Annotated in this window: 17 protein-coding genes; 10 read left to right on the forward strand and 7 right to left on the reverse strand. The window is 67.3% G+C overall.

What is annotated here, in order from left to right; translation table 11 throughout:
* Nucleotides 1-66: 66 nt before the first annotated feature.
* A complete protein-coding gene (locus ABZ827_RS09040; RefSeq protein WP_357234817.1) occupies nucleotides 67-1,314 on the forward strand; it encodes a MoxR family ATPase in 1,248 nt (415 codons plus the stop codon).
* Nucleotides 1,311-2,549: a VWA-like domain-containing protein gene (locus ABZ827_RS09045; RefSeq protein ID WP_357234820.1), complete on the forward strand. Its 1,239-nt coding sequence runs from the start codon at nucleotides 1,311-1,313 to the stop codon at nucleotides 2,547-2,549. The genes ABZ827_RS09040 and ABZ827_RS09045 overlap by 4 nt, the downstream gene beginning before the upstream one ends.
* 77 nt (nucleotides 2,550-2,626) lie before the next feature.
* On the opposite strand, the gene ABZ827_RS09050 is transcribed toward ABZ827_RS09045, so the two are convergent.
* Nucleotides 2,627-3,991 carry an MFS transporter gene (locus tag ABZ827_RS09050; protein ID WP_357234823.1) on the reverse strand — a complete coding sequence of 455 codons (1,365 nt, stop codon included), beginning with the start codon at nucleotides 3,989-3,991 and terminating at the stop codon, nucleotides 2,627-2,629.
* A gap of 131 nt (nucleotides 3,992-4,122) precedes the next feature.
* Nucleotides 4,123-5,019, reverse strand: a complete 897-nt coding sequence (locus ABZ827_RS09055; protein WP_357234826.1) for a class I SAM-dependent methyltransferase — start codon at nucleotides 5,017-5,019, stop codon at nucleotides 4,123-4,125.
* Nucleotides 5,020-5,362: 343 nt separating this feature from the next.
* On the opposite strand from ABZ827_RS09055, the gene ABZ827_RS09060 reads away from it, so the two are divergent.
* The gene (locus tag ABZ827_RS09060; RefSeq protein WP_357234829.1) at nucleotides 5,363-6,871 is read left to right on the forward strand and encodes an alpha/beta hydrolase; all 1,509 of its coding nucleotides are present in this window, start codon (nucleotides 5,363-5,365) and stop codon (nucleotides 6,869-6,871) included.
* Between the two features lie 23 nt (nucleotides 6,872-6,894).
* On the opposite strand, the gene ABZ827_RS09065 is transcribed toward ABZ827_RS09060, so the two are convergent.
* On the reverse strand, nucleotides 6,895-7,626 hold the full coding sequence (locus tag ABZ827_RS09065) for a MerR family transcriptional regulator (protein WP_357234831.1): 732 nt from the start codon (nucleotides 7,624-7,626) through the stop codon (nucleotides 6,895-6,897).
* Nucleotides 7,627-7,935: 309 nt separating this feature from the next.
* On the opposite strand from ABZ827_RS09065, the gene ABZ827_RS09070 reads away from it, so the two are divergent.
* The gene (locus ABZ827_RS09070; protein ID WP_357234834.1) at nucleotides 7,936-8,982 is read left to right on the forward strand and encodes an acyl-CoA desaturase; all 1,047 of its coding nucleotides are present in this window, start codon (nucleotides 7,936-7,938) and stop codon (nucleotides 8,980-8,982) included.
* Between the two features lie 115 nt (nucleotides 8,983-9,097).
* On the opposite strand, the gene ABZ827_RS09075 is transcribed toward ABZ827_RS09070, so the two are convergent.
* Nucleotides 9,098-10,042: an SDR family oxidoreductase gene (locus ABZ827_RS09075; protein WP_357234837.1), complete on the reverse strand. Its 945-nt coding sequence runs from the start codon at nucleotides 10,040-10,042 to the stop codon at nucleotides 9,098-9,100.
* A gap of 235 nt (nucleotides 10,043-10,277) precedes the next feature.
* Here ABZ827_RS09075 and ABZ827_RS09080 point away from each other — a divergent pair, with 235 nt between their 5' ends.
* The 5 genes from ABZ827_RS09080 (at nucleotide 10,278) to ABZ827_RS09100 (ending at nucleotide 16,273) form a co-directional block, all read left to right on the forward strand.
* The gene (locus ABZ827_RS09080; RefSeq protein WP_357234840.1) at nucleotides 10,278-11,117 is read left to right on the forward strand and encodes a helix-turn-helix transcriptional regulator; all 840 of its coding nucleotides are present in this window, start codon (nucleotides 10,278-10,280) and stop codon (nucleotides 11,115-11,117) included.
* Nucleotides 11,118-11,324: 207 nt separating this feature from the next.
* On the forward strand, nucleotides 11,325-12,113 hold the full coding sequence (locus ABZ827_RS09085; protein WP_357234842.1) for an oxidoreductase: 789 nt from the start codon (nucleotides 11,325-11,327) through the stop codon (nucleotides 12,111-12,113).
* A 323-nt stretch (nucleotides 12,114-12,436) separates the two neighbouring features.
* A complete protein-coding gene (locus ABZ827_RS09090) occupies nucleotides 12,437-13,246 on the forward strand; it encodes an ABC transporter ATP-binding protein (protein ID WP_357234845.1) in 810 nt (269 codons plus the stop codon).
* Nucleotides 13,247-13,259: 13 nt separating this feature from the next.
* Nucleotides 13,260-14,249, forward strand: a complete 990-nt coding sequence (locus ABZ827_RS09095; protein ID WP_357234848.1) for an iron-siderophore ABC transporter substrate-binding protein — start codon at nucleotides 13,260-13,262, stop codon at nucleotides 14,247-14,249.
* Nucleotides 14,246-16,273, forward strand: coding sequence for an iron ABC transporter permease (locus ABZ827_RS09100; protein WP_357234851.1), 2,028 nt, complete (start codon nucleotides 14,246-14,248; stop codon nucleotides 16,271-16,273). Before ABZ827_RS09095 ends, ABZ827_RS09100 begins: the two co-directional genes overlap by 4 nt.
* Before the next feature lie 28 nt (nucleotides 16,274-16,301).
* On the opposite strand, the gene ABZ827_RS09105 is transcribed toward ABZ827_RS09100, so the two are convergent.
* The gene (locus ABZ827_RS09105; RefSeq protein ID WP_357234853.1) at nucleotides 16,302-16,763 is read right to left on the reverse strand and encodes a DUF1707 and DUF4190 domain-containing protein; all 462 of its coding nucleotides are present in this window, start codon (nucleotides 16,761-16,763) and stop codon (nucleotides 16,302-16,304) included.
* A 423-nt stretch (nucleotides 16,764-17,186) separates the two neighbouring features.
* Here ABZ827_RS09105 and ABZ827_RS09110 point away from each other — a divergent pair, with 423 nt between their 5' ends.
* Nucleotides 17,187-17,912: an alpha/beta hydrolase gene (locus ABZ827_RS09110; RefSeq protein ID WP_357234856.1), complete on the forward strand. Its 726-nt coding sequence runs from the start codon at nucleotides 17,187-17,189 to the stop codon at nucleotides 17,910-17,912.
* A gap of 288 nt (nucleotides 17,913-18,200) precedes the next feature.
* Here the strand turns inward: ABZ827_RS09110 and ABZ827_RS09115 are convergent, their stop codons facing one another.
* Both ABZ827_RS09115 and ABZ827_RS09120 read right to left on the reverse strand, forming a co-directional pair.
* Entirely contained in the window at nucleotides 18,201-18,806 is a 606-nt protein-coding gene (locus ABZ827_RS09115) for a hypothetical protein (protein WP_357234859.1), read from the reverse strand.
* Nucleotides 18,807-19,355: 549 nt separating this feature from the next.
* Nucleotides 19,356-20,543 carry a cytochrome P450 gene (locus ABZ827_RS09120; RefSeq protein WP_357234862.1) on the reverse strand — a complete coding sequence of 396 codons (1,188 nt, stop codon included), beginning with the start codon at nucleotides 20,541-20,543 and terminating at the stop codon, nucleotides 19,356-19,358.
* Between the last annotated feature and the right edge of the window lie 76 nt (nucleotides 20,544-20,619).

The following is a 20,619-nucleotide window of genomic DNA, read 5'->3' on the forward strand; positions in this document are numbered from 1 at the left end:
CCTCCGCGTCCATTCGGCGCGACCTCACCCTCACTCAATTCTCTTCGACCCAAAGGTGATTCACATATGCCTCCTTGCAGCGCATGCGCTCCCGCTTCGGATCGCGCCCATTTCTCCGAGCTCGACGTCGCGGGTGAACTGCTGACCCTGCTGGGCGAGGTGACCACCGAACCCCGCCCCGACACTCAACTGGAAGCCCTCACGCTGGCGGTGGCCGCCGATCTCCCGGTGCTCCTGTGGGGTGAGCCGGGGATCGGTAAGACCTCGGCGCTGACCCAGCTCGCCGAATCCCTGGATCTTCCGCTGACCACGGTGATCGCGAGTGTGCACGAGCCGTCGGACTTTTCCGGCCTGCCCATCATCGGCGACGACCCCGCCGAACACGGTGTCCCGATGGCTCCACCGGACTGGGCCGTACGACTCGTCCGGGCCGGCCGGGGGGTGTTGTTCCTGGACGAGCTGTCGACGGCACCGCCGGCCGTACAGGCCGCCCTGCTCCGCCTCGTCCTGGAACGGCGGATCGGCGCACTCCAGCTGCCACCCGGTGTCCGCATCGTGGCCGCCGCCAATCCGCGCTCCTCCGCGGCCGACGGCTGGGAGCTGAGCCCACCGCTGGCCAACCGATTCGTGCACCTGCAATGGACCCATGACAACGACGTGGTGGTCCGCGGCCTCGGCGGGACCTGGCCGCGTGCCACACTGCCACGGCTCGATCCGGAAAAGTTCTCGGAGGCAGTTGTTTTCGCCCGTCGAGCTGTGTGCGGTCTGCTCACTGCCCGCCCAAATCTCGTCCATCAGCTACCCAGCAGTGAAACCCGGCGGGGCGGTGCCTGGCCTTCGCCACGCAGCTGGGATATGACGCTGCGGCTGATCGCCTTCGCGACCGCTGCCGGCTCGTCCAAGGACGTGCTCTCCCTGCTGGTCCGGGGCACCGTGGGAGACGGCCCCGGCTTCGAACTGCTGACCAGCATCGATCGAATGGACCTCCCCGACCCCGAGGCACTGCTCGCCGACCCGGCCGCCGCCGAGCTACCCGAGCGCGGCGATCTGCGCCAAGCCGTGCTCGACGCAGTGGTGGCGGCAGTCCGCCGGCGTCCGGCGGAATCCCGGTGGGACGCGGCCTGGGTACTACTCGTCAAAGCGGTGGAAACCGGTGCGCCGGACCTCGTGGTCGTCCCCGCGACCACCCTCGCCACGCTGCGACAGGACGACTGGGAGGTGCCGGCGTCGATCGAACAGCTCGCCGGAATGGTGTCGGTATCCCAGGGGGCGGATCGCGCCGCGGCCCGCGTCGCCGCACGGGTGGGCCGATGACACGCGATATCCCTGAGCCGTTCTCCGACAAGCTCTTCGCCGCCCGCCTGCAGGCCGCACGGGCCCGGCCCTATCTGGCGACCGCGCTGTACGCGCTGCATATCGTCGAGTCGCGACAAGTACCGACGATGGGCGTGGACCGGTACTGGCGGTGCTATGTTTCGCCCGCCTTCGTGGATTACGCACCGGTGGAGGAACTGGCTTCGATACTGGTGCACGAGGTATCGCATCTACTGCGCGACCATCACGGCCGCAGCGACCGATTCGCCCGCCGGCACGAGCTGACCGGTCCGGCGGAGCGGCTGCGGATGAATATCGCCGCGGACGCGGAGATCAACGACGACGCGTTCGGTGACGGGTTGGTCCAGCCCGAGGGAGCTGTTGTACCCGCGAAATTGGGTCTGCCCAACGGCGGACTCATGGAGGACTATCTGCGGCAATTCCGGCTCGGGAGGCTCACCGAGGAGATGGCCTGGCTCGACTGCGGAAGCGGAGCCGACGGACTGGATCGTGAATGGGAGTTGGGGCCGGACGGTGCGGATGGCCTCAGTGAACAGGAACGTGACGCGGTCCGGTTCCGCGTGGCGCAGGGCATCGTCGGCCGTCCGGGAAACGCGCCACAGGGGTGGCGGCGCTGGGCCGACGAGGCATTGCACCCGCCACAGCCGTGGCGGGATCTGCTGGGAGCGGCCATCCGCTCGGCGGCCTCCGCCCCCGGCGCCGGCGCGGATTACACATACGGCCGCCCGGCCCGGCGCTCGGCCGGTCTGCCCGGCATCGTGTTGCCGAGCCTGCGGCGGACACCGCCTCGGGTCAGCGTGATCATCGATACCTCGGGGTCGGTCAGCGACGCCGAACTGGGCAGCGCGCTGCTCGAAGTGGCCGCTATCTCCCGGGCCGTCGGCGGTCGCCGCGACTTGGTCACCGTGTTGTCGTGCGATGCCGCGGCCCGGATCGCGCAACCGCTGTGCCGTGCCGAGGGAATACCCTTGGTGGGTGGCGGGGGAACGGATCTGCGCACGGGTTTCGCGAAGGCGCTTCGGGCCCGGCCGCACCCCGATGTGATCGTTGTGCTCACCGACGGTCAGACACCGTGGCCGAGCAGCCGGCCGGCGTGCCGGACGGTGGTCGGGCTTTTCCGACGGGAGAGCTCATGGAGTGAAGACGATCCCGACTATTTTCCGGAAAAGCCCCCGCAATGGGCGCGAGCCGTCTATATCGGTACCTCGGTCTGAGATGGCGGCAGAGGCCGCCGGCCGGGAACGGCGCGGGAGCACCTTTAAGCCCCGCCGGCATGCGGTGGCGTCGAGGGCTACAGGAACGCGCGCCCCTGTTCCCGATCGAGTGCCGACTCGCTCTTGTTCTTCAGCCCGAAGATGTACACCAGCAGCGAGATGAAGATGAGGGCGGTCACGTACACGATGAACCAGCCCACGTAGTCCCCGTTCTTCGCGGCCTGGTAGATCATCGGTGCGGTACCGCCGAACGCGGAGTTGGCCAGCGCGTACCCGACACCGACACCCAGAGCCCGGATATGCGAGGGGAACAGTTCGGCCTTGACGATGGCGTTGATGGACGTGTAGCCGGTGAGCAGGACATAACCGATACACGTCACCAGCAGGGTGCCCACCACCGATGTCGCGTCCTGGAGGAAAGTGATCAGGAACCACGTGTAGGCGACGCCGCCGACCCCGAAGAACACCAGGACGGGTTTGCGGCCCACCTTGTCGCTGATCATTCCGCCGACCGGCTGCAGCAGCATGAGGAAGATCAATCCGGCGAGGTTGATCCAGGTGGCCGTCATGCCCCGGCCCTCGAACGCCGTCTTGATCATGGCCGGGGCGTTCACGCTGTAGGTGTAGAAGGCCAGGGTGCCGCCCATGGTGATGAGGAAACACAGCAGCAGCGGGCGCCAGTAGTTGGACAGCAGTTCACGCAGTGAGCCCGATTCGGTGTCCTCACCGCGCCGGACGGCGGCGAGCTGTTCCTCGGTGAGCGATTCGTCCATACTGCGGCGCAACCAGAACACGACCACCGCGGCGACACCGCCGATGAAGAAGGCTATGCGCCAGCCGTAGTCGGAGATCTCCTGTTTATCCATGAACGTCTGCAACACCAGCAGGGTGAGCTGGGCCAGCACATGGCCACCGACCAGGGTGACGTATTGGAACGACGAGAAGAAGCCGCGGCGTTCACGCGTGGCAGCCTCGGACATGTAGGTGGCCGACGCGCCGTATTCGCCGCCGGTCGCGAACCCCTGCACCAGTCGGCACAGGATCAGGATCACGGCGGCGCCCACACCTATGGTCTCGCGCCCGGGCACGATCGCGATCACCAGCGAACACGCCGCCATGAGCGAAACGCTGAACGTGAGGGCCGCGCGCCGACCGTGGCGGTCGGCGTAGCGGCCGAAGAACCACGAGCCGACCGGGCGCATGAGGAACGTGACGGCGAAGATCGCGTACACGTACACGGTGGAGTTCTTGTCCGCCGAATCGAAGAAATGGCTTTCGAAGTACGAGGCGAACACCGTGTAGACGTAGACGTCGTACCACTCGACGAGATTGCCGGACGATCCGCGCAGCGTGTTCCAGATCGCGCGCCGCGTCGCGGCCGGTGATGACGCCGGTGTGTGGCCGTCGGGGACGGCCCGGCCCGGGGTGGTGGTCTCCGACATTCGCAATCCCTCTCGCTCACCGGTGCACGGAGCGCGCGGTGCCCGGGGGCCCGCGCGGTTCCGCACTCAGTGTGCAGGTAGGAATAACGATTCGCAGCCCGGTTCGGGTTTTCCGGGACAGTCGGCGCCGCTCAATCCGACATTCGGGTCGCCGCGAGGTAGCGGGGCCGGTCCCATTCCTGTTCGAGTTCGTCCGGCAGATCGGGGAGGGTCACGCCGTAGGCGGCTGCCAGATCGGTCGAGCTCGCGACCCGCACCGGCCAGCCGTGCGCGGGCAGCCACTGTTCCGGATCGGATCTGGCGTCGCGGTAGAACAGGTCGGTCGGGTCGATGGCGCCGAAGGGGTTCTTATCGAAATATTTCGATTCGAGCGTGGCGAAACAGCTCGACGCCGCCCCGGTGGGGGCGCTCTCCACCGCGAGGTGGCTGCCCGGTGCCGAGAGTCCGTCGATGGAGCCGAACAGGGCGTCCTGCGCGGCGCCGGGGAGATAGGGCAGCAGCCCTTCGGCCGACCACGCGGTGGGGGCGGCGGGGTCCATACCGGCCGCGGTCAGTGCGGCGGGCCAATCGTCACGGAGGTCGACGGCCACGGTCCGGCGATCGGCCCGTGGGACCGCGGCATTATCGCGCAGTACCCGGTCCTTGAATTCGAGTATCTCGGGCCGGTCGATTTCGAAGACGACCGTGCCGGCGGGCCAGTCCAGCCGGTGTGCACGCGCGTCCAATCCGGCGGCCAGTATCACTGCCTGCCGCGCACCGTCCGATGCGGCGGAGAGGAAGAAATCGTCGAAGAATTTCGTCCGCAGGCCCATGAACCCGGGAACCAGCGGTATATCGTCCAGTTTCGGCGGGTTCGTCAGCATATCGATAAAATGTCCTTCGCCCGCGGCGCGGACGAAAAGCTCGGCGTAGTCGTCGTGAATCAGGGGTTCGGTATGGGCGGATTCGATCGCCCGGAAAGTCGCGACACCCAGCGCGGTGAGCCCCACGCCGGTGACGATATCCCATACATCTCCATCTGCGCGCACCGCACGGAACCTCGCAATCGAATCGGCCGGAATATGATTCGGCAACAGGGAATAAATACGTAATTACTCGCCGCCGCGGCGAAACTGTGCGACGGGACGACAGCTCTGTCGATTCTACGACCGTACGAAGCGCTCCGGCTCGGGTCGATATTGCGGCACCGCACCATTCCGCTTCGAATAAATCACTTCGGTAACGAATCCGTCGAAAAACGAGTCCTCCGCTCACCGGTAATTCGAAAAGACTCCGGTATTTCGTCACGGCGGCCTTGACCCTGCCCCGAGGGCACGGTGTGGAGTGATCGGCAAGACCAACCTGTGAGATCACGTCGGGGAGTGGGAACTTATGTATCGAAAACGGAGTGCCGGCCGAGGGCTGACTCGGCTGGCCGTGCTCGCACTCACCGGGGCGCTGATCGGGGTGCCCCCTGTCGCGGCCGAACCGGGCGGCGATCCCGCCGCGCAGGTGCAATGGGGTGCGTGCCCCGCGGACGTCCCCGCCGACCCACCTCAGTTGCAGTGCGCCACCGTGCCGGTGCCCCTCGACTACAGCCGACCGGACGGCACCCAGATCGAGATCATGATCTCCCGGCTGGCGAGCAAGAACCCGGACAAGCGGCGTGGTGTGCTGTTGCTGAACCCGGGTGGTCCCGGCGGATCCGGCCTGGGGTTGTCCAAGCTCCTGGTCACCCAGGGCCTGCCGGCCTCGGTCCTGGACAGCTACGACCTGATCGGTATGGATACTCGCGGGGTCGGGCATTCGGCCCCCGTGAGCTGCGGTTTCACCGACGATCAGGCGTACTTCGGCAATATCCCGCCGTACGCGGCCGACGATGCCGCGGTCGCCGAGCAGGCGACGATCGCCCGGGGAGTCGCCGAACAGTGCGCCGCGAACGACCACGATGGGCGGTTGCGGCAGCTGTCGACAGCGAACACAGCCCGCGACCTCGACCGGATCCGGGCCGCGCTCGGCGAGGAAAAAGCCAGTTTCCTCGGGTTCTCCTACGGCACCGCGCTGGGCGCCGCGTATGCCTCCATGTTCCCCGAGCGCGCCGACCGGATCGTGCTCGACAGCAATATCGGTGACACCTTCCTCGACCACGACGGTATGCGCAGATATGCCCGGGGGATGGAGGAGACCTTCCCGGACTTCGCGAAATGGGCCGCCGCGCGGCACGACAGCTACGGTCTGGGCCGCACGCCCGAGGAGGTGCGCCGGACCTACTTCACCCTCGCCGAGCGACTCGACAAGACCCCGGTGGACGGTATGGACGGCGGACTCTTCCGGTTCAGCAATTTCGTCACGCTGTACAGCGAATCGTCCTACGCCGCGGCGGCGCAGAGCTGGCAATCGCTGCTCGAATCCGGGAATGCGGGCCCCGCGGGCGGCCGGCCGCCCGGTACCGGGGCACCTTCGCCGAACGATAACGGCTGGTCCGTTTTCCTCGCCGTGACCTGCAATGACATCGAATGGCCCGAGGACGTCGGGACCTACCGGCGCGCCGTCGCCGAGGACCGCGAGAAGTACCCGCTCTACGGCGCGGCCGCCGCGAACATCATGCCCTGCGCCTACTGGCAGCTGGGGCCGTCCGAGCCACCGGTGCCGGTCGCCGCCGACGGCCCGGCCGGTGTGCTGGTCGTGCAGAACCGGCGCGACCCGGTCACCCCGCTGCGCGGCGGTGAGTCGATCGACGAGAAGTTCGGGGAGCGGTCCCGGCTGGTGAGCGTCGACGGAAGCGGCCACGGGGCGTATGTCCTCGGCACCAACCCCTGTGCGTCGAACACCGTCACCGGTTACCTGGTCGACGGCACGATGCCTGAGCGGGACGTGACCTGCGCGGCGGCATCCGGCTGAGCACTCGCGTCGCGGCAGTGCCGTTACGAGGGTGTCTCGTCGTCCGCCTGTTCGAGGAGGGTGTTCAGGCGTTGGAGGACGCGTAGCTGGGCGGGGTTGTAGAACTCCACCAGCGCGTGTCCCACCGTATTCGCGGCCAGCCGCGCTCCGTGCGGCGAATTCGCCGTCGCATCCTTCGACCATGGATGTTCCACCTGGAGCCGGCGGACCACCGGCACCATACGTTCGGCGAGGCGATCGATCGTGGCCTCGTCGGCGTCCGGAGGCAGGGCATCGAAATCGGCTTCGGTATCGTCGGGCGCACTGATCATCTGAAGGAATTCCCCCATGTGCTCCTCGCTGAGAATCGCCGAGTAGACCATCAGTAAGGACTGATGCGCGTCGGAGAGGTCCCGGGAGATCGGAGCGAACTCGGGCGGCATATGCATCGGTGCCCGATGACGCAAGATGAGCGCCAGCTCCGCGCGTACCCGGTTGATCTGTTCGACCCTCGCCGCCAGTTCGGCATCGAGCCGGCGTATCGCCTCGTCCGGATCCTCGTCGGCCTGTCCCGTCGCGGGGATCTCCGAGAGCGGCACCCCCAGCTCGCTCAACCGCTTGATCTGCATCAACCGGATCAGATGCGAGATCTTGTACTGCTTGTACCCGTTGGGCTTTCGCTCGGGCATATCCAGCAACCCGATTTCGTGGTAGTAGCGAATGGCCTTCACCGTGGTGCCCGCGAAGTCGGCGAGCTGCCGAGTGCTCAATGCCATTCTCTGACTCCCTCGTCGCGTCCGGGCTGCCCGTCACGCGGCCCTTGTTCAGTGCACACCATGCCCATGGGACACAGTAGAGCGCCGCCGGCGTATCGCCCGGCGCCGCGTGCGGGCATCCGAATATCACTCCGCAGTGGGATTCCGTGCCATACCAGGGGATTACCCGGAACGAGGATCCGGCCGATAGCTTCGGTGTATCGACATCGCCACCCCGTTTCCGCATACGGGGCAGGCCCGCTGGATCAGATCTCCGATCGGTATCGACAGCGGGCGGAGGTGGATCCGCCCCGACTCTCAGGAAGATCTATGACGATATCGGCCTTGGCCCCATCTCCACAGTCATCACGGCGCCGTGGCGCCGACGGTGATTATGCCCGTCTGTTACGCCGGATCTCCGATGCGGGACTGATGAACCGGCGCCCCGTCTACTACGCCGTCCGGACCGGCCTCGTCGGGTTCGCGTACGTGGCCGGCTGGGCGGCATTCGTTCTCGCCGGCGACTCGTGGTGGACGCTGCTGATCGCGGCGTTCCTGTCCGTGACGTGCGCGCAGGTCGCACTCGTCATGCACGATATCGCGCACCGCCAGGTCTTCCGGCTGCGGCGGCCGACGGAGATCGTGGGCCGGCTCGCCGGGAATGCCGGTATAGGCCTGGGTTACGGCTGGTGGCAGGACAAGCACACCCGGCACCACGCCAATCCGAACCATGAGGAACTCGACCCCGATATCGTCCCCGACGTCCTGGTCTGGTCGCAACGGCAGGCTCGGGCCAGTCGTGGCCTGACCCGTCTCATCGGGAGGGCACAGGCATTCCTGTTCTTCCCTCTGCTGATGCTGGAGGGCCTCAACCTGCACGTGGCGGGCATACGTGCGCTCGGCAATCGATCGATCAAACACCGCGCCTTGGAGGGCTCGCTGCTCTTCGGCCACTTCGCTGTTTATCTGGCCGCGCTGTTCGTGGTTCTGCCCGCCGACAAAGCCTTCGCGTTCCTCGTGGTTCATCAAGCGCTGTTCGGCCTGTACATGGGTTGTATCTTCGCCCCGAACCACAAGGGCATGCCGACCCTGACCGGCGACGACCGCCCCGATTACCTCCGCCGGCAGGTACTGACCTCCCGCAACGTGCGGGGTGGCGCGCTCACCGACCTCGCCCTGGGCGGACTCAACTATCAGATCGAACACCATTTGTTCCCGAGCATGCCGACGCCGAATCTGCGTCACGCCCAGGTGATCGTCCGCGACTACTGCGCCGAGATCGGCGTGCCGTACCACGAGACCGGGCTCATCTCCTCCTACCGCGAGGCGCTGCGGCACCTGCACCACGTCGGCGCGCCCCTGCGCACCGCCGGATGACGTCTGGGGTCCCACCCCAGGCGACTGTGCCGATGCGCTTCCGAGGGTGCCGTAATACCCGACGTCACAGTCGATCCGGGCGCTCACGCACGGTTCGAATCGGATCCCAGGGGCCTCAGGTGGCGGCGAAGGTGGTCTCGGACAGCCGCTCGGAGATCTCCCAGATGCGTGCGGCGTCCTCGGCACGGCGCAGCGGTGAGTAGAGCCGTTGTTCGGCGGGCGGGCCGCCGAGATGGCCGGGGCCGCTCGGCCCGTAGAGGCGGCCGCCGGTGGAGTCGGGGCCGGTCGCGGCCATGAGAGCGGGCAGGGTCGCGGTGTCGACGGTGCCCAGCAGGATGCCGCGGGCCGAGAGCGCCCGGATCAGGCGCACCTGGAGGGTGTCGCGGGTGCGGCCGAGCTCGGGGCGGGCGGCCAAGAGGCTGGTGGGAGCTACACCGGGGTGGGAGAGGTTGCTGGTGATGGTCCAGCCGTGGGCCTTGCTGCGGCGATCCAGTTCGAGACCGAACAGCCCGAACGCGATCTTCGACTGGCTGTAGGCGCGCTGCCCGTCGTAGCGGCGCTCCCAGTTCAGGTCGTCCCAGTTGATGGCGCCCCGCCGCGCGGCGATGCTGACCTGCGAGGTCACCCGGGCGTGGCCGGCGCGCAGCAAGGGCAGGAGATGGCCGACGAGGGCGAAATGGCCGAGGTAGTTGGTGCCGAACTGGAGTTCGAAACCGTCGGCCGTGGTCTGCCGGTCCGGCGGGGTCATCACGCCGGCGTTGTTGATGAGGATGTGGATCGGCTGACCTTCCGCACGGAGGGTATTGCCGAGGGCTTCGACCGACGCCAGCGAAGACAGGTCGAGACTGCGCAGCGAGAGGTTCGCGTTCGGGTGGAGTTCCCGGATCCGCGCGACGGCGTGTTCGCCCTTACCGGCGTTCCGGACGGGCATGATCACCTCGGCGCCGGCCGCCGCCAGTCGTGCGGCGATACCGAGCCCCATCCCGTCGCTGGCTCCGGTGACGACCGCGCGTTTCCCGGACAGGCCCGCAACGGTGATATCGATAGGTCGACGTGGCATTTCCTGCTCCTCGTATCGGCATGGGTTGTGGCGCCCTTACCCGGCGCGGGGTGTTCGCCGGCTTCCGCGCCGGGTTCATGTCATCGAGAGTGGACCCGGGGACGGGGGATATCCAGGACCTCCCGATCACAGGCTCGCTACATCACCTCTCGAGGTGACGGGGGGATCGGTGATCCGTGGATATCGCTGCTCGCGGGCGGTAGAAACGAGGCAGGACCCGAGCAGAAGGAGCGCCGTGATCGATCGCACCGGGCTGGCGGAGTTTCTCCGCAATCGGCGTGCGGCACTGCAACCCGAAGATGTCGGCCTCCCGCGCGGCCCGCGTCGCCGGACCGACGGTTTGCGGCGCGAGGAAGTCGCGGCACTGTGTCATATGTCGGCCGACTACTACTCCCGGCTCGAGCGTGAGCGCGGGCCGCAGCCGTCGCCGCAGATGCTCGTATCGATCGCCCAGGGGCTGCACCTGTCGCTCGACGAGCGCGATCACCTGTTCCGTCTCGCCGGGCACAATCCACCGGCACGCGGTGTGCTCGGCGAGCACATCAGCCCCGGCCTGTTGCGCGTGCTCGATCGCCTGGACGACACACCCGCCGAGATAGTCACCGAACTCGGCGAGACGCTGCGGCAGTCACCGCTGGGTATCGCGCTGACCGGTGACCTGACCCGCTACACCGGACCCGATCGGAGCATCGGATACCGATGGTTCACCGATCCCGCCGCCCGGCAGTTCTACACACCGGAAGACCATGCGTTTCTCACCCGGATGTACGCGGCGGGGCTGCGCGAGATCGTCACTCTCCGTGGCCCCGATTCCCGGGCGGCGGAACTCGCCGACCTGCTCCTCGCCCACAGCGAGGAGTTCCGGCGGACCTGGGAGAACCACGAGATCGGGATACGTCCCCGCGACGTGAAGCACTTCGTCCACCCCGAGGTCGGTGCTCTGGAGTTGACCTGCCAACGGCTCGTCGACCCGGGCCGGGCGCACGCGCTGCTGGTCTACACCGCTGTTCCCGGCAGTGAGAGCTATGACAAACTTCAGATGCTGTCTGTTATCGGGGCGCAGGCACTGCGCTGACCCCTGCCGCGAGCGCCCCGGCCGAGATGTGCTGGTGCTCGAATCCTCTTTTCTTTCAAGGGATTCGGCCCGGAATCGCCGATTTCGTATCCGGCATTCGGATACTATCCCCCGCATGCTGCCCGGCCTGTCCTGGGTCGAAAGAAGCGGCGGTGCAACCCATTCGAGCTCCGCCGCTCTATCGGCAGCTGAGGAAGGAAGATTGCCATGGATCTCGAACTGGCCGGCAGAACAGCGGTCGTCACCGGAGCCGGTCGCGGTATCGGATTAGCCGTCGCCGAGGCATTGACCGCCGAAGGCGTACAGGTCGTCGGAGGTGCGCGAACGATTACCCCAGAACTCGAAAAGGCGAGTATCGCAGCGGTTTCCGCCGATTTGAGCACTCAGGAGGGGGTGATACGGCTGATCGACGGCGCACTCGCCGAGCTCGGCGGCATCGATATCCTGGTCAACAATGTGGGTGCCGGTGACGCGGACCTGCTGGGGTTGGGTGGTTTTCTCGACGTCACCGATGACCAGTGGCGAAAGTTGTTCGACCTCAATCTGTTCAGTGCGGTATGGACCACCCGCGCGGCCCTGCCGAGTCTGCTGCAAAGGCGTGGGTCGATCGTGAACATCTCCTCGATCTTCGCCCGCACCCCCACTCCGGGTCCGATCGGTTACAGCGAGGCCAAGGCCGCGCTGTCCGCCCTCGGCAAACGGCTCAGCGACGAGTTCGGCCCGCGCGGTGTGCGCGTCAACACCGTATCCCCGGGTGTGGTGGGGAGCCCGCTGTGGCGCGGTCCGGAGAGTTTCGGCGCCAATGTCGCTGCCGCACAGGGGATGTCTCATGACGAACTACTGGAGAACCTCGGTGATATCTTCAATATCGCCTCCGGCCGGATCTCCGAGCCGGAAGAGATCGCGGCACTGATCACCTTCCTCGTCTCCGATAAGTCCGCAAATATCGTGGGCGCGGATTTCGTCATCGACGGCGGCACCATCAAAACTGTCTGACATCTCGACGAGCCGCCGCCGGCCCGGTGCGGAGCCGCCGGGCCGGCGGCGGGAGATCAGCCCTCGGCTATCCGCACGATCTGCTCGCCGGTGATCACATCCGCAAGATCACCGCCGGTGATCCGACGATCGATACCCGTCGCTGATCCCGGCTATCACCCGCTGCCGGACCGGAGTGGCCTCCCACGCCCACGCGCTCCCTGGGCGCATTCCGCGTTCGAGGAAATCGATGAGCGCGGTCCGACCGGGCAAACCAGGACTTATTAGGCTTGCCTCGCCTTATTTTGTTACGGTGCTGATCCGGCCAGATGAGGAGACGGGTGATGACAGCAACGGGCGTGCGGTTGGACGCGCGCGGTGTCGATGCCGGTCACGCCGGTCGCACTGTGCTGCGCGGTATCGATCTCACATTGAAGCCCGGGACGGTAACCGTGCTGGTCGGGCCGAACGGTTGTGGTAAATCCACCCTGCTGCGCACAGTGGCCGGGCTGCTACCGCCGTTGGCGGGCTCGGTGCATATCGACGGCGTCCCGCTGCGGTCGCTGTCGCGGCGCGCACTTTCCCAGCAGCTCGCATTCCTGCCCCAGGCGCCCCTGGTTCCGGCCGGGGTGACAGTGCGTGATCTGGTTCGGCACGGCCGCTACGCGCATCGGGGGGCGTTCGGCAGGCATACCGACGCGGATCGGGAAGCGGTCGAATGGGCCCTCGAGGTGAGCGACGCGGCTCCGCTGAGCGAATCGCGGCTCGACGAGCTCTCCGGCGGTGAACGCCAGCGGGCGTGGCTGGCGACGGTGCTGGCACAGCGCGCCGGGCTCGTGCTCCTGGACGAGCCGACGACCTACCTGGACCTCCGGCATCAGTTCGAGGTGCTCGATGTCGTCCGGCGGCTGGCCCGCGAATACGGGATCGCCTGCGGTGTGGTGTTGCACGATCTGATGCACGCGGCCGCTTACGGCGACGAAGTCGTCGTACTGGCCGACGGCGGCGTCGTCGCGGCCGGTACGCCCGCCGATGTGCTCACCGCGGAAACCATCGGCCGCGCGTTCGGTATCGACGTCACGGTTGTCCACGACCCCGATACCGGGCACCTCGCGTGCTTCCCGAGGCGGTCCGAGCCTGCCGCCTCATCGTGATTGTGATCGGCTCATGGTTGGAGTGAAGATGCCGAAATTCCTGCGCTTCTGCGCCGCCGCGGTACTCCTGTCGGCCCTCGTGGGCTGCGGATCCGGCACAGTGAGCAACCCGGGCGGGCCCGGCGCACCGGGCGCCGAGGGCTCGATCACGGTCGACACCGCGCGGGGTCCGGTCACCCTGCCGGGACCGGCCACCAAGGTCGTCTCACTCGAATGGAGCCTGACCGAGGAACTGCGCGCGCTCGGCGTCACTCCGGTCGGCAATGCCGAGAGCGGTATCTACAACTCCTGGGTCACCGCACCCGGTGCGCGGCTGCCCGCGGAGGTGCGGGATGTCGGCACGCGAGCCGAGCCGAGTATCGAGCAGATCGCGGCGCTGAAACCGGATCTCATCGTGGCCAGCGGGGATCGCGTCGCGGCCAATTACGACCGGCTCGCGGCGATCGCCCCGGTACTGGTATTCGACTACACCGCTCCGCCGCAGTTGGAGACGATGAAGAAAACCTTCACCGCGCTGGCCACCGCGGTCGGTGAACCGGATAAGGCCACCGAGGTTCTCGGCCGGATGGACGACGCGGTCGCGGATCTGGCCGGCCGGTTGGACCGGGCCGGTAAGTCCGGCACGGAATACGCGCTGGCGCAGGCCTACACGGCCGACGCTGTCCCGACCATTCGCATGATGACCGACGAGGCGTTCTCCGCGCAGGTTCTCGGGCTCGCGGGTTTGCGCAACGGATGGCGCGGCCGGCCCGACGACTGGGGGATGACCACCGTGGGAGTCGAGTCACTGACCCAGGTACCGGGGTCGGCCACATTCCTGTCGGTCGCCGCGGACGATGACAACCCGTTCACCGGGGCGCTGGCCGGCAACCCGGTATGGCGGGAACTGGACTTCGTCGAGCAGGGTCGCGCGGTACCGCTCGATTCGGGCACATGGCTCTTCGGCGGCCCACTGTCGGCGATCCAACTGCTCGACGAGACCGGGAAAGCCCTCGGCGTGTGATTTCCTCTCGGATACTGCGAGGGTGGCTGGTCGGTGGCGCGCTCACCCTGGCACTCGTCGCGATAGCCATAGCGCATATCGGAATCGGCGCCGCCGGTGTCGGGCCGGGCGCGTTGTTCGACCTGGTCACCGGCCACGCGACCCCGGAAGTACGGGCGGTACTGGTCGGCAGCAGATTCGCGCGTACGCTCGCGGGCTTGGCCGCGGGGGTCGCGCTCGGCGTCGCCGGCTGCCTGATCCAGGGTGCGACCCGGAATCCGTTGGCCGCCCCCGACACACTGGGCGTCAATGCCGGCGCCTATCTAGCTGTGGGAGTCCTGGCCTACGTCGGAGCCGATGTCGGCATCATCGGTTCCGGGATTGCCGCGTTCGCCGGCGGGCTGCTCGCCGTCGGACTGGTCTACCTGCTGAACGGGCGCGGCGTGCTGACCCCGGGACGGGTGCTGCTGACCGGGGCGGTGATCACGCTGACCGGGATGGCGGGGGCGGAGTTCCTGCAATTGCTGGACGAGGAAGCGACCCGCGGGCTGTTCTTCTGGGGTAACGGCTCGCTGGTGCAGAACGGGCTGGATCGACCGCTCGTACTCGGTGCGGTGATCGCCGCGGCGGCGCTGCTGGCGCCGCTGCTGGCACGTCCGCTGAACTTGCTGGCACTGGGCGACGAAGCGGCCGCGGCAATGGGTGTGCGCGTCGACCGGGCGCGCCCCGTCGCGTGGCTGCTCGCGATCGTGCTCGCCGCGGCCGCGGTCACCCTGGCCGGACCGATCGGTTTCGTCGGTTTCGTCGCGCCTGTCGCGGTGCGGCTGCTCGGCGTCCGGCAGCATGCGGCCCTGATCCCACTGGCGGGGCTGGCCGGGGCAACCCTCGTGCTCGCCGCCGATACCGCCGCGCGAGTGCTGTTCCCGCCCTCGGCCGGCTACGGCGAGCTGCCGGTCGGGGTGGTGACGGCATTGGTCGGCGGGCCGGTGTTCGTGCTGCTGGCCCGCCGGGCGACAACCGGCGACGCCGATACCGGTGCCGCGGTGAGTGTCGCCCGCCCGGCGCGGGCCCGCGGCTACGTCTCCATGCTCATCGTGGGGCTGCTCGCGCTGCTCGTGGTATCCGTGGTGGGGCTGCGCGTCGGCGACGTCGACCTCAGCTGGGGCCAGATCGCGGCCGCCATCGCCGGCACCGGTGACGATCTGACCGATACCGTGCTGTCGCTGCGTCTACCCCGAATCCTGGTCGCCGCCGTTGCCGGAGCCTGTCTCGCGGTGGCGGGTGTGGCGGTGCAGTCCGTGGTCCGCAATCCACTCGCCGAGCCGGGCCTGCTCGGCATCACGGCCGGTGCGTCGGCCGGCGCGGTGCTGATGATCAGTGTGCTGCCCGCCGCCCCGGCCGTGTTCCTGCCCTTGGCGGCGGGGATCGGTGGTGTCGCGGCATTGGCTCTGGTGATCGGCGTCGCGCGCGATCGCACCGGCCTCGACCCCACCCGGGTCGTCCTGGTCGGACTCGGTGTGGCCGCGACCGCGGGAGCCGCGGTCAATGCCATGGTGGTCAGCTCGCAGATGGATATTTCGGCCGCTCTCACCTGGTTGTCCGGCAGCACCTACGCACGCGATCTGAACGCACTCGGCTGGCTCGCCGTCCCGGGGCTCGTCGCCGTGCTGATCGCCTGCGCGGCACGTCCGGTGAACATGCTCGCGCTGGGCGAAGATCTACCGCGTGCCCTCGGGCTCGCTCTCGGACGGGCTCGAATCCTCGTACTCGGCGCCGCGGCCGTGCTGGCCGCCGGAACGGCCGCCGCGGTCGGCACCGTCGGTTTCGTCGGTCTCGTCGCACCGCATCTCGCCCGCAGACTCGTCGGCGGTGGCACGGCCCGGCTGGTCCCGGTCGCCGCCCTCCTGGGCGCCACCCTCGTGGTCGCCGCGGACGCGGTGGGGCGCACCCTGCTCGCGCCGATGGAAATCCCCGTCGGTATCGTCACCGCGCTCCTCGGCGCGCCCTATCTGGTGTTCTTGCTGCGCCGTACGCCTGCCGGATGACGATCCGGATATCGCGCCGGCCGCCCGGTCAGGTGACGAGTTTCCAGCCGAATATCGCCAGCCATATGACCCCCACCGCGATACCGGATATGGCGTAGCCCTTATCGTCTCGCTCGGTATCCATTGTCAGCGCCACCACACCGACCACCACCGCAGGTATCGAAGTTATTCCACAGAGGAATCCGAAGACCCCGAGTACGAACGCGGCGAAACCCAATCCGCGTTGCTGCCAGGGGGTCGGTGCGGCGTGCCTCCCATAACCCGATGATGTGTACGCCATCGCCGGGTTATCGGCCCGCGTCCACGGCAATCCGGCCATCGCGCGATCGAGATCGCCGGCCGTACGCGAACTCAGCACATGTCCGATCCGGTCCGACAATTCGTCCGCGGTGAGCCGCCCGGCCTGAAAACTCTGTTTGAGCGCCGCGACCGCCTGCTCCCGATCGGCATCGCTCATGAGCAGGTACCCGCCCGCCCGCTGTGGTTCCATCCCATTGCCTCCCTGTCGAACCCGAGCCCGTCGACGTCCGGCTCGAAGTGTTCCCTGACCCGTCACCGCGCCCGGTTCGCAACAGGACTCACAGTGATTGCCCGCAATCGTCCGTACGCGTAGGTGGTATAGGCGAACGACGAGCCGTTGTGAACAAGGCGACAAGGGCAAAGAGGCATCGAAACCGCCTCCTGCCGGTGGCGGCATATAGTTCTCCACGGCCCTGACCGGGCGGTGCCCGCCGTCTCGAAAACCTGTTGGCGGACCGCGGCGACCACTGCTACTTTCCCGGAGGCCGTGTGAGAGAACGAGGAGGTGATACCCGTGAACGCTGTATCGACATGGGTGCTCCCCTCAGGGGTCACGGTCGGGCGATAGGTCGTCCGGGAGCGCCGTACCAGAGCACTCCCGAAAGGCACGACCATGCAATTCACTTCCGAACGGCGCCTCGACGACGGCGTCCTCGAACGAGAGTTCACCCTCGGTGAGATCCCGGGCATCCTGTGGACGCCCGCATCCGCACCGGCGCCGCTGATCCTGTGCGGCCACCCCGGCGGACTGCACATGATGTATCCCCGGCTGGTGGCCCGGGCTCGGCACGCCGCAGCCGAGGGCTTCGCCGCGGCCACAATAGAGCTCCCCGGGAGCGGTGACCGGCCCCGCTCCGCCGACCTCGAGCAGGCCCGCGCCGACCTGCGCCGGGCACTGGCGGCCGGCGAGCCGGTCGATGACGAAATCGTCGACAGGCTCGTCCTCCCGCTGGTCGACAAAGCGGTCCCGGAGTGGCAGGGCGTGCTCGACGCCCTCCTGTCGCTGCCCGACATCGACGGCCCGGTCGGGTACTCGGGAGGGGTGATCGCCATCGGCGTCCGGCTGGCGGTGGTCGAGCCGTGTATCTCGGCCGCTGTCCTGTTCGCGGGGAGCTTTGTGCCCCGCATCATGTTCGAGGAGGCTCGGCAGGTCACCATTCCGCTGCATGTCCTGCTGCAATGGGACGACGAAGGAAACGACCGGCAAATGGCGCTGGATCTGTTCGACGCGTTCGGCTCCGCGGAGAAGACGCTGCACGCCGATATGGGCGGGCATGCCGGCGTCCCGCAGCATGCGGGGGACGAGGCGAACCGGTTCTTCACCCGGCACCTGAGGTGAGGCCTGGCCGTCGGGCCCGCAGCAGACGATAGGAGTTGTCGGTCACCAGCGCCGGGCCGGACCGGAGTTGGTGGCCGACCGATCGCAACACCGATGTGGCCCGGTCCGCACCAGGCTCAGGAGCCGCAGCCGGTGCGGGCCGGTGGCACCGGTACGAAGTCCGTAGGGCGGCCGGCGACGACCACGACCTGGATCAGCCTCCAGTCGGAGCCGGCGGCCGGGCCGCCACGCCCGAACGGTAGCCACGTATGGTCGCAACCACGGGCCTGTGAACCGCTGCTCTGCCGGTTATCCGTCGAACGGTAGCTGCTTCCACCAATAGTCGATCAGCTGGTTCACGGTGTGACCCTGCCAGCGGGCGACCGCAATGTAGCGGTACTGGTCCCTCTCGGGGAAGAGTGCAAACACATAAATTCGGTGGTCGGTGCTGTCGACGTCGCGAGCGGGATCCAATCCTGCGCAGCCGGCGACAGGAAGGGTCGAGCCGGACGGGCGTTTCATGTACCGGACCTGGGTTTTGCAGCCGAAGAGCATTGCGTTGAACAGTTCATCCGGCGGTAGTGCGGCATTGGCGGTGCCCGAGCGGTCGATGATGTCGAAAAACAATCCTCCATCTGCCGGCACCGTGCACGAGATCCGGGCGTTGTTCCGGTAACTGATTTCCTCGGCCGTGCCCGGATCGTTCTCCGTGCAGGTCGCGCCGTTCCAGCCGTTGTTCGCGTCCTTGTCGCCGATGACGTTCGGGAAGGCTTCGGCGATAGGACGGTGGCGATCGCTCCACCCAGGGGTGGAATTCGCGGGAGGGGTCGAAGAAGCCCCGAAAGGGGTGAAGCCGGTGATCGCCCAGCAGACCAAGGCGACTACCAGCAGTGCAGCCGCGTCGGCGAGCAACAAGGGGTTGCGGTGCGGCGAACGGTCGACCGGTAGTGCGGGAACCGACGATGTCCGTGTCGCCGCGACGGCTGCGAATGCCGCCTGTGCCGCGGAGGTGAACTCGGCGCAGGAACTGTAGCGGTCGGCCGGTTGTTTGGCCAGTGCGCGGGTGAATACCAAATCCAGTGCCGCGAGCGCAGGATCCAGGTCACCCGGCAGTACGGGCGGTGTGTGCACATGGGCGTGCATGAGGGCCAGCGAATCAGCTTCAGGGCAACCGGTCGCGGTAGTCGCGGATCCCGCGCCAGATAGACGGTGCCCCAGCCGCCTGTACCGATCCGGCGTTCGATCGTGTAACCGGCGAAGACCGCGCCCGGTCCGAGTGTGAACATCTTCCCCTCGATCGGTCCTCTGCAGCGGAATCGGTCGCTGCCTGTCGACAATTCGATGCCAGGATAGTTCTCCGTTGCCGGTGTGGACCCGATGCCTGTAGTGGCCTATTAGTGACTGTGGGACTGCGGGTTTCGTTTCGAACCCGAGTGGATTTACCTGCCTGGCGGTCGATCGTATTCACGGAACCGCGACGATCATCCCGCGCAATTCGTAGCCGCCGATAGCGTCCTTGAAGGAAACGGTCGGCGGTGTCAGCATGTGCACGCCAGGCATGGCGAACAGCTTGCTGAGGAAGATATCGGATTCCAGTATGGCGATGGTCGCACCCGGGCATTTGTGCGCGCCGTCGCCGAAGGAAAGTACCGGGGGAGTGGCGTTGGTGAGTGGGCGGGCCGGGCATATCGCGAATGGCTGCTCTCCGACGGCTCGCTCATCGGTATTGGTGGCAGTGACCTGGATATCGATCAGGTCGCCGGCCGGTATGGTGACCGATTCGCCCTCGGCGGCCGGCAGTTCGACGGGTGCGGTGGTGCGACGCTCGAGGCGTGCGATAACAGGTTCCAGGCGCAGCAGTTCGTGCAGGATCGCGATCCGCTCGGGCTCGTCGACGGTGCGATAGCGTTGGCGTAGAGCGTCATCGGTGAAAAGATGCCATGCGGCGATATTGACGAACTCACGTGTGGTGACCATGCCCGCGGCGGCGAATGTGATGCAATCGCCGAGGATCTCGACGGCCGAGCACCCCTCGTCGAGCAGGTGCGAGATCAGGTCGTCGCGCCGTTGCTTCCGCCGCACCTCGACTGCCGGGCGCACGTCGTCGAGGAAGATGCTCGACCAGTTCTTGACTTGCCGCCACACCCAGTACAAGCCGTTGATGCTGGTGAAACCCGGCGTGCCGAACTCCGCCGGGAAGAAGCGTTCCAGTCGTCTCGACAGTCCGGGACGGCTCTCGGTCAGCCCGATCACCGCGCACGCCACACCGATGGCGAGTTCGAAGCTGAGCTCCGACAAGTGGACTCGGCCATCGGAGCGTAATTTTTCCAGCTGCTCGTCGGCGATCCGGTTCATCAAGTCCCGATAGGCCTCGTCGATCCGGCGCGGGGTGAAGTACTTGGCAGTCTGGCGTCGGTGCTCGCGGTGCTCCGGGCCGTCGCGGAACAGCACGGGGCGCCGGATCTTCGCGGGCATCTTCTCTACGGTCTCGACCCCGAGCCCGGCCTGGACGGTGTCGGTGCTGCGCAGCGCGGCACGCGCGGCCGCATATCCCTGGACCAGCCAAGTCCCGTCGGTGCGCCGGCTGACCGGACAGCCGCCGGGCTCCTCTCCCCGGGTGACCTTGCGTGCGTCCGTTGTGTCGATCGACATGAGTGGACCGGCCCTTCTCCTCAGGAGCATCGGATCAAGGGTCGATTCGCTGCCCCGCAACGATTCTCGGTCAGCC

The sequence above is a fragment of the Nocardia sp. NPDC019395 genome (genome assembly GCF_040632335.1).
In the GTDB taxonomy this organism is placed as follows: Bacteria; Actinomycetota; Actinomycetes; order Mycobacteriales; family Mycobacteriaceae; genus Nocardia.

Bases quoted from the DNA above. Each gene is read 5' to 3' on its own strand.
- ABZ827_RS09070 (WP_357234834.1), top strand. From the start codon at position 7,936: ATGACGATATCGGCCTTGGCCCCATCTCCACAGTCATCACGGCGCCGT.
- ABZ827_RS09075 (WP_357234837.1), bottom strand. From the start codon at position 10,042: ATGCCACGTCGACCTATCGATATCACCGTTGCGGGCCTGTCCGGGAAA.
- ABZ827_RS09095 (WP_357234848.1), top strand. From the start codon at position 13,260: ATGGTTGGAGTGAAGATGCCGAAATTCCTGCGCTTCTGCGCCGCCGCG.
- ABZ827_RS09085 (WP_357234842.1), top strand. From the start codon at position 11,325: ATGGATCTCGAACTGGCCGGCAGAACAGCGGTCGTCACCGGAGCCGGT.
- ABZ827_RS09110 (WP_357234856.1), top strand. From the start codon at position 17,187: ATGCAATTCACTTCCGAACGGCGCCTCGACGACGGCGTCCTCGAACGA.
- ABZ827_RS09045 (WP_357234820.1), top strand. From the start codon at position 1,311: ATGACACGCGATATCCCTGAGCCGTTCTCCGACAAGCTCTTCGCCGCC.
- ABZ827_RS09090 (WP_357234845.1), top strand. From the start codon at position 12,437: ATGACAGCAACGGGCGTGCGGTTGGACGCGCGCGGTGTCGATGCCGGT.
- ABZ827_RS09050 (WP_357234823.1), bottom strand. From the start codon at position 3,991: ATGTCGGAGACCACCACCCCGGGCCGGGCCGTCCCCGACGGCCACACA.
- ABZ827_RS09040 (WP_357234817.1), top strand. From the start codon at position 67: ATGCCTCCTTGCAGCGCATGCGCTCCCGCTTCGGATCGCGCCCATTTC.
- ABZ827_RS09065 (WP_357234831.1), bottom strand. From the start codon at position 7,626: ATGGCATTGAGCACTCGGCAGCTCGCCGACTTCGCGGGCACCACGGTG.
- ABZ827_RS09105 (WP_357234853.1), bottom strand. From the start codon at position 16,763: ATGGAACCACAGCGGGCGGGCGGGTACCTGCTCATGAGCGATGCCGAT.
- ABZ827_RS09060 (WP_357234829.1), top strand. From the start codon at position 5,363: ATGTATCGAAAACGGAGTGCCGGCCGAGGGCTGACTCGGCTGGCCGTG.
- ABZ827_RS09120 (WP_357234862.1), bottom strand. From the start codon at position 20,543: ATGTCGATCGACACAACGGACGCACGCAAGGTCACCCGGGGAGAGGAG.